General features: G+C 64.6%; 7 protein-coding genes. 2 read left to right on the top strand and 5 right to left on the bottom strand.

Annotated elements, in window-relative coordinates:
* Nucleotides 1-22 precede the first annotated feature (22 nt).
* From ABD791_RS18450 to ABD791_RS18470, 5 genes are all read right to left on the bottom strand, one after another.
* On the bottom strand, nt 23-394 hold the full coding sequence (locus ABD791_RS18450) for an L-rhamnose mutarotase (protein ID WP_345069345.1): 372 nt from the start codon (nt 392-394) through the stop codon (nt 23-25).
* Nucleotides 395-556: 162 nt separating this feature from the next.
* Nucleotides 557-1,618: a rhamnose ABC transporter substrate-binding protein gene (gene rhaS, locus ABD791_RS18455; RefSeq protein ID WP_345069346.1), complete on the bottom strand. Its 1,062-nt coding sequence runs from the start codon at nt 1,616-1,618 to the stop codon at nt 557-559.
* 59 nt (nt 1,619-1,677) lie between these two features.
* Nucleotides 1,678-2,745 carry an ABC transporter permease gene (locus ABD791_RS18460; RefSeq protein ID WP_345069347.1) on the bottom strand — a complete coding sequence of 356 codons (1,068 nt, stop codon included), beginning with the start codon at nt 2,743-2,745 and terminating at the stop codon, nt 1,678-1,680.
* Nucleotides 2,738-3,799 (bottom strand): ABC transporter permease, encoded by a 1,062-nt coding sequence (locus ABD791_RS18465; protein WP_425562272.1) that lies wholly within the window; start codon nt 3,797-3,799, stop codon nt 2,738-2,740. Before ABD791_RS18465 ends, ABD791_RS18460 begins: the two co-directional genes overlap by 8 nt.
* Entirely contained in the window at nt 3,796-5,319 is a 1,524-nt protein-coding gene (locus ABD791_RS18470) for a sugar ABC transporter ATP-binding protein (RefSeq protein ID WP_345069348.1), read from the bottom strand. Before ABD791_RS18470 ends, ABD791_RS18465 begins: the two co-directional genes overlap by 4 nt.
* A gap of 377 nt (nt 5,320-5,696) precedes the next feature.
* On the opposite strand from ABD791_RS18470, the gene ABD791_RS18475 reads away from it, so the two are divergent.
* Both ABD791_RS18475 and ABD791_RS18480 read left to right on the top strand, forming a co-directional pair.
* Nucleotides 5,697-9,815 (top strand): family 78 glycoside hydrolase catalytic domain, encoded by a 4,119-nt coding sequence (locus ABD791_RS18475; protein ID WP_345069355.1) that lies wholly within the window; start codon nt 5,697-5,699, stop codon nt 9,813-9,815.
* A gap of 272 nt (nt 9,816-10,087) precedes the next feature.
* Complete coding sequence (locus ABD791_RS18480; RefSeq protein WP_345069349.1) at nt 10,088-16,696, top strand: family 78 glycoside hydrolase catalytic domain; 6,609 nt, start codon at nt 10,088-10,090, stop codon at nt 16,694-16,696.
* Nucleotides 16,697-16,701 lie beyond the last annotated feature (5 nt).

Raw genomic sequence — 16,701 nt, forward strand, 5'->3', positions numbered from 1 at the left:
TTGAATCAATGAATGAATCGTTTCAATTGGCAGTGGGAAAACTGTATCCCGTGGAATGCGCCAGGTCAATCTGGTCTTCCAGATGAAAGATCTCGTCGAGAACGAGAAAGCCTTCATCGGGTTTTACGTCGCCCAAGTCTTCGAAATACTCGGCCATCTCGGCTTGCCAGCGGGAATTGACATCCGTGGCGTTCATGCCGGCTTGAGCGGCAGCGAGTGAGGGAGTTTCGAAGTAGCCGATCAGCAAACCGTCGGGGCGCAGAAAGAGCGAGTAGTTGTGCCAGCCCGTGGTCTTGAGCGCGGCGAGCATCTCGGGCCAGACCGCCGCGTGACGCTCGCGGTAGGCGTCTAAACGGTCGGCTCTGACCTGCAGTTGAAAGCACACGCGCTGCATGTGGTTGGTCCTTTGAACGGTGGTGTGGTGGTGGTGAAGCGGATGGTTCAGGTGAAGCGGATGGTTCAGGTGAAGCGGATGCTGCGGGTGGTGGTGAGCACAAAACACGAGGGTCCGGCCGACGGACCACCTCCGCCGGCCGGACGTTTCGGGGTCGGGGACTTAGAAGTCGAAGTCCGCGATGTTGTCCTTGTTGAACTCGTACGGGTCGCCGAGGAGCACGACGCCGTCCTTGCCAACGGTGTAGGAGCCGAGTTTGCCGGCTTCGAAGGTGTCGCCGTCCTTGCCGGTGATGTCACCGACGATGAGTGCCTTCGCAGCGAACGCGGCGAGGTAGCCGAGGTCTGCCGGGTTCCACAGCGCGAACGCGGTGACGGTTCCGTCGGTGACGTAGTCGCGCATCTGGTTCGGCGTGCCGAGACCGGTCAGTGCAACCTTGCCCTTGAAGTCAGACGTCTGCAGGTAACGAGCTGCCGCAGCGATTCCGACGGTCGTGGGGGAGATGATGCCCTTGAGGTTCGGGTGGGTCTGCAGCAGTGCGGCAGTCTTGTCGAACGAGGTCTGGTCATCGTCGTCGCCGTACACGGTCTCGACGAGCGTGATGTTCGGGTGGTTCTCGGCGAGGTCGGTCTTCATGAGCTCGATCCAGGCGTTCTGGTTCGTCGCGTTGGCGCTGGCGGAGAGGATGGCGACCTCGCCGGCGTCACCGATCTGCTTGGAGATCATGTCAACCTGCACCTTGGCGATGCCGGCCGAGTCAGCCTGGTTGATGAAGACATCGCGGAACTGCGCTTCGGTGTCGGAGTCGTAGGTGACAACCTTGACGCCGGCGTCGCGCGCTTCGTTCAGCGCGTCGCCGATGGCCTTGGGGTCGTTGGCCGAGACCACGATAGCGCCCACACCCTGCTGGGTGAGCGTGTTGATGTAGCTGACCTGTGCGTCGGGGCTGGCCTCTGCCGGACCGACCTGCGCGAAGGTTCCGCCGAACTCCGTGATGGCCGTCTCGCCGCCCTTGTCGGACGTGTCGAAGTACGGGTTTCCGAGGTTCTTCGGCAGGAAGGTGATCGCCAGGTTGGCGTCTCCGGAGCCCGAGCCGGCGCCGTCTGTCGAGCCGCCCTCTGTGGGGTTGGCTGAGCAGCCGGATGCGACGAGTGCAAAGGTCACGGCAAGAGCTGCGACAGCACCTACACGGGACTTGCCCGTGAGACGTTTGTGAAACAACATCGTTGTTCTTCCTTTCATAGTGTGAAGCCGATGTGTGATTGCATCGACGAGAAGGTGGATTACGCCTTGGCTGCGCGTGTCCGACCCCGTTTGAGTCCCCCGGGTCCCTGCCGCTTTTTCTGCAGCCAGGCCAGGAAGCTTGCTGACACCACCGAGAGCACCAAGAGCACTCCGGTGATGATGTTGATGACGTCGGAGGTGACGTTGGCCAGGCGCAAGGCGCTGGCGAGCACTCCGATCAGGAGCACGCCGGCGATGACGCCGTGCAGTGCTCCGCGGCCACCGAAAATTGAGACTCCGCCGAGCAACACCGCGGCGATGACCTGCAGCTCGAGCCCCGTCGCATTGTCACCACGGGCGCTGCCGAAGCGCAGCGTGTAGTAGATGCCGGCGAATGCCGAGACGACGCCGGTGAGCATGAACAAGATCATTTTGGTGCGGTTCACGTTGACGCCGGAGAAGGTCGCCGCGTCCGGGCTCAACCCGATCGAGAAGATGCCACGGCCGAACGGAGTGAAGTGCAAGACGATCGCGAAAATGATCGCGAGCACCACGAATGGAATCATGATCGACGGAATGCCCGTCTCACCGATCTTCGACTTGGCGAGCGTTGTCCAGAACTCGTCGAAGTCGGTGACGGCTGTGGTGCCGAGGATGCCGACGGCGAGTCCGCGATACAGCGCAAGCGTTCCGATGGTGACCGCCAGTGAGGGCAGGCCGACGACGGTGATCAAGAAGCCGTTGATCGCGCCGCCGATGACGCCGACGACGAGAGCGATCAGGCCGGCGACCGCGAGGGGGAGCCCGGCCTGGTGCAGTGTTCCGACCAGCACGCTGCTCAGGCCCACCATGCTCGCCACCGACAGGTCGATCTCGCCCGTGATGATCACGAGGGTCATCGGCAGGGCGATCAGCAGAATCGGGGCCACGTCGAGCAGCAGGTAGGTCATGGTGATCGGGCTGCCGAAGTTGCGCACGCTGAGCGAGGCGACGAGGATCACGATCAGCAGCAGGCCGATGACGGCGCTCTCGCGGGTGAAGAGGATGCGACGCCAGGCCGGCTGGCCATAGTCGCGGTAGACGCGGGGTGCGACGACGGGGGTCTGAACAGTTGCGGTGCTAGACATTGGAGTCGTCCCTCTCTTCCAGGAGCTTGCGGGTTTGTCGGAGCGAGAGCACCCGGTCGAGAACAATGGCGCCGATGATCAGCACGCCGACGACGGCACGCTGCCAGAAGTCGGGAACGCCGAGGATGGGCAGTGCGCGGTTGATCGTGAGCAGCAGGGTCGCGCCGAGGGCGGCGCCCCAGACGGTGCCGCTGCCGCCGAAGATGGCGACGCCACCGATGACTGCCGCACCGACGGCATCCAGCTCGAAGCCGCTGCCGGCCTGCGAGTTGATGGTGCCGTAGCGGGCGGCGTAGAGCACGCCGGCCAGGCCGGTCAGGGCGCCACAGGCGATGAAGGCGATCAGGATGCGCTTGGTCACACGCAGCCCGTAGAGCTCAGCCGCGGCCGGCTCGGAGCCGATCGCATAGAACTCGCGTCCGCCGCGGGTGTTGCGCATGTACCAGCCGGCCGCCACGAGCACAACGAGGGCGATGATGGTCAAGAGCGGGATCGACAGCACCGAGCTGGTGCCGAGGGCGAGAAAGTCCTTGGGCATGTCGGAGGCATTGACGCGGTCGCTGCCGGCCCAGAGCACGTTGATGCCGCGGTAGGCATAGAGCGTGCCGAGGGTGATCACCAGGGCCGGCACCTTCGCGAAGGCCACCAGGGCACCGTTGATCAGGCCGAGCAGCCCGCCGAGCACGATTCCCGCGGCGAACACGACGATGATCGGGATGCCGGGGATGTCGATGAACAGGCGGCCGGTCAGGTAGGCGGTGAGGCCGAGAACCGAGCCGACCGACAGGTCGACGCTGCGGGTGATGATCACGATCGCCTGACCGACGGCCACGAGGATCAGGATCGACGGGGTGAGCAGCAGGTCGCGCCAGCCGTCTGGACTGAACAGAAAGTTGGGGTTCTTCGCCGTCGTCACCACGATCACGAGAATCAGGGCGAGCAGGATGCTCGTCTCCCTGGCCCGCATGAACGAGTACAGGCCGAGCGTGAACCCGTTCTGGCTGCGAGCCTGGGGTGGCGTGGGGGCTGGTGTGGGGGTCAGCGTCGTGGTCACGAGTGGTGCTCCGTTGCGTGCGTCGCGGCGTACATAACTGTTTCTGAGGTGGCGTCGGCCCGGCTCAGTTCGGCGGTGAGGCGGCCTTCGCGCATGACGAGCACACGGTCGGCCATGCCGAGAACTTCGGGGAGCTCCGACGAGATCATCAAGATCGCGAGGCCCTTGCCGGCAAGCTCGGAGAGCAGGCGGTGAACTTCAGACTTGGTACCCACATCGATGCCGCGGGTCGGTTCGTCGATGATCAACACCCGCGGGTTCGTGGCGAGCCACTTCGCGAGCACGACCTTCTGCTGGTTTCCGCCACTCAAGGTGCCGACCACGGTGTCGAGCGCGTTGGTCTTCACCTCGAGACGGCTCGCCCAGATGCGGGCCGCGGCGTTCTCGGCGCTCGCCGTGAGCAGACCGAACTTCGTCAGCTGCTTCTGAATCGCCATCGTCGTGTTGCGGCCGACGGTCGAGTCGATCACGAGGCCCTGTTTGCGGCGGTCCTCTGGCACCAGTGCCAAGCCGAGGCTCATAGCGGCGGCAGGATTGCGCCGCGGGATGGGGGTGCCATTGATGCGCACCGATCCGGAGTCGTACTTGTCGACACCGAAGACGGCGCGGGCAATCTCGCTCCGGCCTGCGCCGACCAGGCCGGCCAGGCCGACGATCTCGCCGGCACGCACGGTGAAGTTGATGTCATGAAAGACGCCGGCCGAGTTGAGGCCGCTGACCTCGAGCACCGGCTCGCCGATCTCAGCCACCTGCTTCGGAAAGAGGTCTGCGACGTCGCGCCCGACCATCCGGCGCACGATCTCAGAAACGGATGTCGACTCAATGGCGTCGGTCGAGATGTATTCGCCATCGCGCATGACGGTGATGGTGTCGCAGAGTGCGAAGACCTCGTCGAAGCGGTGAGAGATGAAGACGAGGGCGCGGCCTTCGTCGCGCAGGCTGCGGGCGACGGCGAAGAGGCGGTCGACCTCGACTCCGCTGAGAGCGGCTGTCGGCTCGTCCATGATCAGCACGCGAGCGTCGAGCGAGATGGCCTTGGCGATCTCGATGATCTGCTGGTCGGCGATGGAGAGGCCTTCGGCCGGCCGGTCGGGGTTGATGCGCACGTCGAGGCGAGCGAACAGTCCCTGCACCTCTGTACGCATCCGCTTGCGGTCAATCTTGCCGAAGCGGTTGGTCGGCTGGCGTCCCATGAAGATGTTCTCGGTGACCGAGAGGTCGGGGAACAGCGTCGGCTCTTGGTAAATAACGGCGATGCCGGCCGCCTTCGACTCAGCGGTCGAGGTGAAGTCGACGCTCTCGCCACGCAGCAGAAAGTCGCCGGCGTCGCGGCGGTAGAGGCCGGCGACGATCTTGACGAGGGTGGACTTGCCTGCGCCGTTTTCTCCAACCAGGGCATGGATGGAATTCATCTGCACCGTGAGGCTGGCGGACTTCAGGGCGACGACGGCACCAAATGATTTGGCAACGTTTCGAAGCTCCAGGGCAGCGGGGCCGGTGGTACTGGGGCTAATCGACATTGACGGACCTAACCTCCACATTGAGGAGTTATTGAATCGTTTTAATATTTGTGAACGTGAGCAATCTACGTGGGTCGCGCGATCGTGTCAAATTTCTGTTGCATGTCAACGCGAGGTGCCGTACCTCCTGCTCGATCGGCACCGGAATCAACGTGCTCCTGCGCGCGCTCGCGCGCTATCGAGTGGGGGCGGCGTCAGCGTCGCGCGATATGAAACCTTTCATTGACAGAACGTGAATCGTTCCAATAGGGTCGGCTCACCACCACGCCTCTTGCTCATCGTCGAGATCATTCGGAGACCATTCAGTGTCGATTGCCCCACGTGTTGCGTCGTATTCCCCCCAACGTTTGCAACGTCGTAAGCGCGGGTTCGTGACGATGGGAGTCCTGGTGGCCCTCGTTCTCGACCTTGGCTTCGTCGGAATGATGCCGGCATTGGCCGCGCCGGATGCCGCGGGGCCCGACAGTCCGGTTGCCGCGGCATCCGTCCTGTCGGTCAGCGCGTTGAAGACCGACGAGCTGGTGAACCCGCTGGGAATCGACAACCACACGCCGGCGCTCAGTTGGAAGTTGACCTCGAGCGTCAACGGTCAGCGGCAGAGTGCCTATCGAGTGCGAGTGGCCAGCAGCTCCGCGGCGCTGTCGGGATCAAGCCAGGGCGATATCTGGGACAGCGGAAAAGTGGATTCCGCCGATTCGGTCGGGATTGTCTACGGTGGTCCTGCGCTCACGTCGCAGACTCGCTACTACTGGACTGTCCAGGTGTGGGGAGCAAACGGCGACATCGCCTCGGCGAGCGAGCCGTCGTGGTGGGAGATGGGCCTTCTCAACCCTGCTGACTGGCAGGGGGCTGATTGGATCACTCCCCGTCTGGACGACAGTGAGTCCTGGTCCGACTTCGTGCTCGACTCGGACTTCACGATCAAATCGGGTGCGGCGAGCTTTCTCTTTCGTGCTCAGGACTCCAACAATTTCTACATGTGGCAGGTGAACTCCGGTCTGACGCCGGGAAAGGTGCTTCTTCGCCCGCACGTTAACCGCAACGGCAACTTCGCACACGTAGTGCCAGACATTGATGTCAGTCAGGTCATCGCTCCGGCGAACGCAAACAAGCAGCATCACATCACCATTCGCGCAGAGGGCTCTGTGATCACCACCACCATCGACGGCGTGCTGGTCAGCACGGTGACCGATAGCACGCTCACGAAGGGCACCATCGGCTTTCGGGTGGGCGACTCCGTGGAACACTCCCTCTACGACAACGTCGTCGTGACCGGCCTCGCCGGGCAATCGCTCTTCGCCGATGACTTCTCCACGTCACCGGATCCCTGGTTCGGTTCAACCAAGATCACTGACGGCCAGTTGGATCCCGGGAACGGTATTGTCCTGATCGACCCCACCCCGAGTGCCCCGATCCTCCGCACCGATTTCACCCTCGGCAAGGAGGTCTCAGAAGCACGGGCCTACGTCTATGGTCTCGGCCTCTACGAGCTTCATCTCAACGGCGATAAGGTCGGCGACCGCGTGCTGACCCCCGCGAGCACCCCGCACGCCACCCGAAACCCATACGACACCTACGACGTCACCGATCTGGTGAAGCAGGGCGGAAACGCCGTCGGAATCTGGCTCGGCGACGGCTACGACAGCAGCTACAGCTCGTACGCGTTCCGCTGGCTCGGCCCGAAACAGGCAACCATGCTCATCGATGTGACATACACCGACGGCACGCACCAGTCGGTGAAGACAGACAACAACTGGCGCTGGTCGACCAGCCCCATCACCTCCAACGGCATCTACGCCGGCGAGAGCTACGACGCGCGCCTGGAGAAGGCCGGCTGGGACACGGCCGGGTTCGACGCCTCGTCCTGGCTCCCTGTCAGCGGAGCATCCGCTCCCGGAACGGGAGTTGTCGCCAATGCCATGGAACCGATTCGGGTCACCCAGACGATCACTCCGGTCGCGATGACCGAGCCGAAGCCGGGAGTTTTTGTCTACGACCTCGGCCAGAACATCGCGGGTTGGTCGCGTCTGCACGCCCAAGGTGACAGCGGCACCACCATCACGATGCGCACCGCGGAGGAAGTCGGAACGGACGGGATGCTGGACACGTTCACGAACCGTGCGGCTGCGGCAACTGACCGCTTCACCCTCGCCGGCACCGGAGCGGTGGAGGAGTACGAACCTCGGTTCACGTATCACGGCTTCCGCTACGTGGAGGTCACCGGTTTCCCTGGGACTCCGACGATCGACAGCCTCGAAGGCCGAGTGGTCCATGCCGATGTGGTGTCGACGGGCAGCTTCGATTCATCCGACTCGCTTCTCAATCAGATCTGGGAGATGAACCGTTGGGGAATCATCAACAACTCGATGAGCACTCCCACTGACACTCCCGTGCGCGATGAGCGCACACCACCGGGAATGGATGTGCAGGCCTATCACAGCGCCTCCACGCGCGAGTTTGGAATGGACCGTTTCTACGCCAACTACCTGCTCGACATGCCTGCGGGCACGGCTCTGCCGAGCGACGACGCGAAGTCGCAATATCCCGATATGGCCGGAGACGGCGTGACGCTGGCCTGGACCCTCTATGAGCAATACGGCGACGCGGCCACTCTGGCGACGCACTTCGAGGCGATGAAGAAGTTCGTCGATACCAATGCCGCCTCCCACCCGAGCTACACCTGGGGAAACGATGGCTTCGGCGACTGGTGCCCGCCAGACAAGAGCGCGAACGCCAACGGTGGGATGGGTAATCCGAGCGCAGGGGACTGCACCAGCGAGGTTCCGATTGTGAATACGGCGCTCTGGTATCTCCAGGCAAAAGACGTCGCTCTGGCGGCGACGGCGCTGGGTCACCCAGACGAGGCCGCGCACTACACCGAGATGGCAACGAGAGTGAAGAACGCCTTCAACGCCACGTTCTTGAACAGCGCGGGCGACACCTACGGCGACGGGCGTCAGACCACGAGCGTCTTGCCGCTTGCCCTGGGGATGGTGCCCGATGACAAGATCGCCGCCGTCGGAAACCAGTTCGTGAACAGAATCTTGACCACGGATAAGGGTCACCTGGACACGGGAATCTTCGGAACGCGCTACCTCATGGATGCGCTCGCCGCCGTCGGACGCATGGACGTGGCGATGACCATTCTGGGGCAGACCTCGTACCCGAGCTACGGCTACGAGATCAGCAAGGGTGCAACAACTCCGTGGGAGCAATGGACCTATTACTCCGGGATGGAGACGCATGATCACGCCATGTTCGCCGGGATCAACACGTCGTTCTACACGCAGCTGGCGGGAATCCTCCCCGCAACGGCCGGGTACCAGACCATAACGATCGATCCACAGGTGCCCGCAGGGCTGCAGCACGTCGCGGCGTCGATCGACACCGTGCGCGGAACGGTCAGCTCCTCGTGGCAGCAGACCGAAGACGGATTCGCGCTGGATGTCGAGGTTCCCGTCAATTCGACCGCAACGGTGCACGTGCCTCTCCAAGGCTTCGCTCACCTGAGCGCGACCGACGGAGCTCAGCTCGTCTCCCGTGACACCACCGAAGCCGTCTATACCGTCGACTCCGGCCTGTGGAAATTTGCGAGTGGAACGGCGGACCAGACGATCTCGTTCGACGCGCTGCCTGACAAGAAGACGACGGACGGTGACTTCACCCTCTCGGCCACTGCGTCCTCCGGTCTGCCGGTCTCGTTCGGCGCTGCGGGGTCTTGCACCGTGGCGAGTACCACGGTGCATCTCACTGGAGCAGGGGACTGCACCCTCACCGCCTCTCAAGCGGGGAACGCTGAGTACCACCCTGCGGCCGCTGTCGCCCGCACGTTCGCGGTGAAGGAGACTCCGACGCCGATCGTCAAGTCGACAGTCCGCTTCGATTCGCAGGGCGGCAGCAAGGTGGCCGCGGTGAGAGTGGACAACGGCACGGTCATCAAGGCGCCGAAGTCTCCGACGCGCACCGGCTACACCTTCGCGGGTTGGTACACGAAGGCGACCGGCGGCAGCAAATGGAACTTCACCGCCAAGGTGATGTCGAACGCCACTGCCTACGCGCACTGGACAGTGCAGAAGCGCACGGTCACGTTCAGTTCGCAGGGTGGCAGCAAGGTTGCCGCGATCAGCACGAACTACAACACGGTGATCAAGGCACCGAAGTCTCCGACGCGTAACGGTTACACCTTCAAGGGTTGGTACACGAAGGCGACCGGCGGCAGCAGGTGGAACTTCACCACCAAGGTGACCACCAGCACCACTGCCTACGCGCACTGGACGGTGCAGAAGCGCACGGTCACGTTCAACGCGCAGGGCGGCAGCAAGGTGGCCGCGGTGAGCACGAACTACAACACGGCGATCAAGGCGCCGAAGTCGCCGACGCGCACGGGTTACACCTTCGCGGGTTGGTACACGAAGGCCACGGGTGGCAGCAAGTGGAACTTCACCACCAAGGTGACGGCCAACGCCACCGCCTACGCGCACTGGACGAAGAAGTAACCCACCGGAATCGGGCGGCCGCCTCGCACGAAGGCGGCCGCCCGATCCGGGGCGGACAGCGGTCTTCGCGGTGGCGCCAATGCCGCATAAATTGAAACCTTTCATTGACAGGGAGTGAATCGTTCCAATAGGGTCGGGCTACCACCACGCCTCATTGCTCATTGTCGAGATCATTCGGAGACCTTTCAGTGTCGATTGCCCCCCGTGTTGCGTCGTTGTCCCCCAATTTTTCGCATCGTCGTACCCGCAGGGTCGTGGCCGTGGGAGCTCTGGTGGCCCTCGTTCTTGAACTCGGCTTCGTCGGAATGACACCGGCATTGGCCGCGCCGGTTGCCGCGGCATCCGGTCTGTCGGTCACCGCGCTGAAGGCCAACGACCTGGTGAATCCGCTGGGCATCCCGCAGGGTGACCCTGAGCTCAGCTGGCAACTGCAGAGCGGCGCTCGCGACGTGACGCAGAAGGCCTATCAGGTGCGTGTCGCATCGAGTGCGACCGAACTTGCTGCCGACCGCGCGGATGTCTGGGACTCCCACACGGTCGAGTCAGGCGTCTCGACGGGCATTGTCTACGGTGGGCCGGCGTTGGATTCTGCGACGCGCTACTTCTGGCAGGTCAGAACGTGGAGCAACGACGGGTCGGAATCGGGCTGGAGCGGAGCATCCTGGTTTGAAACCGGGCTGCGCGGCTCCGAATGGAGTGCCGACTGGATCGGCGGCACCTCGCAGGCCGATGCGCTGTCCAGTTGGGACAACTACACGGTCAGCACCACGCTCGACAAGGTCTCAGGCGCTGTCGGAATCTTCTTCCGCCAGCCCGATGCCAACAACGGATTCATGTGGCAGCTGTCGAATTCCGGTGCCACCGACACACTGCGCCCACACATCAGGGTGAACGGCAACTACCAGGTGCTCGGCGATGTACCGATTCCCGCCGGGGTTCTGCACGCAGGAGGTCTCGCCGGCGCAGGCAACGTCGTGGCCATCACCGTGGCGGGCTCGCAGATCACCACCTCGATCAACGGGGTGCAGATCGATCGGCGCACTGATTCTCGCCTTCCGCTCGGCCGTGTCGGCATTCGCACCTCTGGCGTTGAGAACGGGGTCCTCACCGCCTTCAGTGTCACTCGCGCCAACGGCGACACCCTCGTTTCCACCACCTTCCCGGCAAACGACCGCACCTTCACCGGCGGCACGCTCCTCGCGCCGGGCAGCTTCAAGGTCGGTGCGCCGGCCGGTGACCTCTTTCTCAACGGACTCGACGCCAACCCCATCTTCCGCACCGAGTTCACCGCTGCGAAGACCGTGAAGAGTGCGCGACTCTACGCGTCGGCACTCGGCGTCTACGCGTTCAGTCTCAACGGCAAGCGGGTCGGCGACGACGAGCTCGCTCCCGGCTGGACCGACTACGAGAAGCGGGTGCAGTACCAGTCCTACGACGTGAGCGACCTCGTCACCACTGGCAAGAATGCGATCGGAGCGATGCTTGCTCCCGGTTGGTATTCGGGAAACCTGGGCTGGTTCGGTCCCGACCAGTACGGCACCGACCCGCGCCTGTTCGGGCAGCTCGTGCTCACCTACACCGACGGCACCACCCAGACGGTAGACACGGACTCCGACTGGGCGACAACTGCGGGACCGGTGCTCTCAGCCGACCTGTTGGACGGCGAGACGTACGACGCCACCCGTTTTCAGGCCGGCTGGGACACCGTCGGGTTCGACGACTCTGCCTGGGGCGCCGTCGCCAACGACGGCGACCTGGCGACCGCCAAGCTCCTGCCGCAGGCCGACCCACCCGTACGCGTCACCGAGACACTGCAAGCCCAGAAGCTCTCAGAGCCGACCCCAGGAAGCTACGTCTTCGACTTCGGCCAGAACATGGTCGGCAAGGTCGAGTTCACCCTGGATCTGCGAGCCGGCCAGACGGTGCGGCTCCGGCATGCCGAGGTTCTGCATGCCGATGGCACGATCTCCATGGAGAACCTCCGTTCGGCGAAGGCAACGGACTACTTCACCGCCGCGGTCGATGGCCCGGTCACGTTCTCACCGGACTTCACCTTCCACGGCTTCCGCCATGTCGAACTCACCGGGCTCACCGAGGCACCGACCACGGATGCCGTGCGCGGCCTGGTTCTGCGCACCGACGGCGACCTCATCAGCACGTTCACGACATCCGACCCCCTGGTGAACCAGCTGCAGAGCAACATCGTCTGGGGACAGAAGGGCAACTTCCTCTCGATTCCCACCGACACCCCTGCCCGTGATGAGCGGCTCGGCTGGACCGGCGACATCAACGTCTTCGCCGGCACCGCCGCGTTCAACATGGACTCGGAGACTTTCCTGCGCAAGTGGATGGCCGACATGCGCGACGCCCAGCACGCCAACGGCGCCTACCCGGAGGTCGCCCCGCAGTTCTGCCAAGACGCCGCGGTTCACTCGTCGTGCGGCGCCGGTTCGACCGGCTGGGCCGACGCCGGAATCACCGTGCCATGGACCCTCTGGAACAGCTACGGCGACACGCGCACGATCCGCGAGAACTACGACTCGATGCAGGCCTACATCGACTACCTCGAGGGCATCAGCCCCGGATTCATCCGCCCCAACGCCGGCAGCTGGGGCGACTGGCTGAACATGGGTGACAACGTTCCGGGCAACGTGCTCGCCACCGCGTTCTACGCACACAGTGTCGACATGATGGCGCAGATGGCTGCGGCGATCGGCGAAGACACGGATGCCGCCCACTATCGCACCCTGTTCGACAACATCAAGACCGCGTTCGCCACGAAGTTCGTCAGCGCCGACGGCACCGTCTCCGGCGGGAGCCAGACCGGGTATTCAATCGCCATCATGTTCGATCTGGTTCCCGACGCGCTGCGCACCGCAGCAGGGGCCAAACTGGCCGGCGCCGTCGCCGCACGCGGCGGCCACCTCGCCACCGGCTTCCTCGGCACGCCGTTCCTACTTCCCGCGCTGAGCGCGACCGGGCAGCCCGCCGTCGCCTACCAGCTGCTGCAGAACCGCACCTTCCCGTCGTGGGGCTTCCAGATCGACCGCGGCGCGACAACGATGTGGGAACGCTGGGATTCGATCAAAGAAGACGGCAGCTACGGCGACATCGGTATGAACTCCTTCAACCACTACGCCTACGGTGCGGTCGGCAACTGGATGTACACGACGATCGGCGGCCTGACCGCGACCTCCGCCGGCTACCAGACCTTCACAGTGGCGCCGCAGCAGGGTGGTGGCCTCGGCTTTGCGAAGACGAGCCTCGACTCGGTCTACGGACCGATCGTCTCCGACTGGGACGCCCGTGGAGAGAACTTCGCCCTCGATGTCACGGTGCCGGCCAACACGACAGCCACCGTGAAGATTCCCGCGAATGCTCTCGCCAGCGTGCTGGAGAACGGCGCCCCGGCCCAGGATGCTGACGGCGTGCACGACGCAGAGTTTGCCGACGGCGTCGCCTCGATCGAGGTCGGGTCGGGCAGTTACAGCTTCGTCGTCGACGAGACGGTGAGCGAGCTCTCCGCGCTTGAGCAGGCGAGTGCCGACTTCGGCGCAGAGATCGGCGCGCTGTCGGACGCCGGAAAACTGACTCGCCCACAGTCGACCTGGCTCGCTGCTCAGACGGTGCAGCTGCAGAACTCTGCAGCAGAGGCCTCGCGCGCCTATCTCGCCGGTGACGCAGTGGCTGCGGCAACGGCCACACACGGCGGGCTTGCCGCGCTCGCGTCGATCGCCGACTATGTGACAGCCGGGCTCGGCGAGAAAACAATCGACGCCGACACCGCTGCAGCGCTCCAGGCCAGCGCGAACGGACTCGTCGGCGACTACTCCACCCTGTCAGCACGCCTCCTCGGCATCGATGCGTCGGTGACGAGTGATGCCGATGGTGCAGTCGCCGGCCAGAAGATCGGTGCAGAGGTGCTGCTCACCAACTCCGGTCAGAACGCGGTCACCGCGATCAGCGCAGCGCTGACGAAGCCGGCCGGGTGGGATTGGCAGGCGCTCTCGGCCCAGCCGGTCAGCACCGCCCTGCCGAACGGATCGGCGAGCCTCACCTTCGACGCCACAGTTCCGCACGACGCGGGCCCGGATGCGATCACGATCGCCGGCAGCGCGAGCTACCGTTTCGCCGGTTCCACCGCGACAGTCCCGATCTCGGGCGAAGCCCGGCTCGGCACCGCCGTGCGCTTCGGAACGATCGCCGTCGACCCGGCTGTGGCAGCGCCTGAACAGAAGGTGAGCGTGCACGCCACCGTCGTCAACGACGGCGACACCCCGATCACCGGAACGGTGCGCGCCGATGCGCCGACCGGCTGGCTCCCCGCACGGGGCGAGCTCGAAACGGAGATCGCCGCTGGCGCATCCCGAGACTTCGTGGTGACTCTGACGGCACCGTTGTCGGTCAGCACGTCGAGTGTGAGCGTGCCGCTTCGCTTCGCAAACGGTGAAGTCAGCTACGCCACCGCGACCGCGACAATCGGCACGAGCCTGCCGGACTTCGCCCCGACCCCGTTCGATCACATCGACCTCGGCAACACGGCCTCGGAGACCGCCCACGCGCTCACCGCCTCGACGAAGTCAGGCACGAACACTGAAGCCGGATTGACGCGACGCTACACCGATCGGTCAGACCCCACCGGCTTCTTCGAGTTCACCGCCGACGTCGAAGCGGGTTCCCCGTTCACGCTGCGTGCCACGGAGACCTACGACCGGGCCCAGACCAAGGAATACGACATCCTCGTCAACGGCGTGGCGGTGAAGCGCAGACTCAACACGAGCACCGGCGCGGGGACCGTGACCTTCGACCTGCGGGTCAGCGACCCGGCGCTGTCGGCAACCGGAACGGTGACGGTGAGGTTCCAGAATGTGGCGGGTGCGAACTACGACCCGTCGATCGCCGATGTCTGGACCGAGTCTGCGTATGACCATGTCGATCTCGGCAACGACGCATCCGAGAAGGCGCACGCCCTCGTCGCCTCCTCACAGTCGGGCACGAACGTCGAGGCCGGGCTCACTCGCCGCTATGCCAATCGCGCCGACCCTTCCGGCTTCTTCGAATTCACTGTTGCCGTCTCTCCGGGCGAGCCGTTCCTGGTGCGTTCAATCGAGACCTATGACCAGGCTCAGACCAAGGAGTATTCGGTCTTCGCCAATGGAGCCCTGGTGCACAGCCGGTTGAACTCGCACACCGGCGGACTCGGCACCGAGTCCTACCAGTTTCTGGTCGACGACCCGGCGATTTCCGCCACCGGGCAGGTCACCCTTCGCTTTGCCAACAACGAGTCAGGGCGCAACTACGACCCGTCCATCGCCGATGTCTGGGTCAGCACACCCGGCGCCGACGTCATCGCGCCAGTTGTCACCGCCGACGTCCTGGCCCTGGCCGGTGTTGGGTCAAACGGCTGGTTGCTCGGACCGGCACGAGTGACGCTCACCGGTCACGACGACCGCGCCGGCGCCGTTGCCATCGAGCAGCGCATCGGCGACGACTCCTGGGCGACCTATGTCGACCCGATCGTGGTCGAGCACTCAGGTCGCACCGAGATCTCATTCCGGGGAACTGACGCGGCGGGCCTCATCGGTGAGCCGCAGACGGTTCGCGTATTGATCGACTCCGACGCGCCCGTCACCTCAGCGACAGTCTCGCCGGAGGGCGGGGCCGGAACGACAACCGAGCCGGTGAGCGTCGCGTTGACCGCGAGCGATGAGACCTCGGGTATCGCCCGCACCCAGTACCGTCTCGACGGCGGACGCTGGGCCGACTCCGACGGATCCGCGGTGGCCGTGGCGACCGAAGGTGAGCACACGCTGACCTTCAGGTCGACCGACATCGCGGGCAACCGCGAGGCAGAGCAGACGATCCCGATCACGATCACGCTGCCCGAGTTCGTCGACACCGTGAAGCCGACGGTGTCGGTGCAGATTTCGAATGCCGGAAGCAACGGTTGGTACCGGGCCGGGGCCGCCGCAGTCGTCACCGCCGCCGATGCCGACAGCGCGATTGCTTTGATCGAGTACAGCCTGAATGGCGGAGCCTGGCTGGCCTTTTCGGCCGAAGTCCCGTTGCCCGACGGCGCGTACACGCTGCGCTACCGGGCGACGGATGCCGCGGGCAACGTGAGTGATGTCGGTTCTCGTCAGGTGAAGGTCGATGGGGTCGCGCCAGGGCTCTGGGGCACGCTCGGTGTGGATGGCCGGGTGACCGTCGTCGTCTCTGACGCACTCTCCGGGATCGACCGGCTTGACTACTCGACCGATGGTGGAAAGAGCTGGAAGCGTGGCCTCTCCGCGGTGATCGAGACTGTCTCGCCTGCCTCGACCGTGCAGTTGCGCGGCACCGACCGCGCGGGAAACACCGCAGCGATCCAATCGATCTCACGCACAGCGTCCCCGGTCACGCTCAACGTCGCCCCTGGAGACCAACTGATCGTTGAGTCCAGCGGCTTCGCATCCGGCCAGACGGTGCGGGTCGAGCTTCACTCCGACCCGATCGTGCTCGCCGAGGTTACAGCGGATGAGCGCGGCGTGATCAGCGCGCGCGGCACAGTTCCGGCCGGGGTCGCCGCCGGCAGCCACGAGCTCGTTCTCGTTCCGCTCACGCCGACCGATCCGGAGACGCCGACCGATCCGGAGACACCGACCGGTCCGGAGACGCCGTCCGGTCCGGAGACGCCGTCCGGTCCGGGCACGCCGGCGGATCCGGGCACCGACACCGTGACGGTTCCACTCGACGTGCTCGCCGGAACCGGTGCGAACCCCACCCCGCTGGCGCTTTTTGCGCTCGTACTGCTGGCCGCGGGTGCCAGTGCTGCCTTCTTCATCCGTCGCCGTCGTTCAGGCGCCTCAGACACCTCCAGCTCCCATGCAACACACAGTTAGGACCA

It is taken from the genome of Glaciibacter kafniensis (assembly GCF_039538945.1).
Taxonomy (GTDB): Bacteria; Actinomycetota; Actinomycetes; order Actinomycetales; family Microbacteriaceae; genus Cryobacterium; species Cryobacterium kafniensis.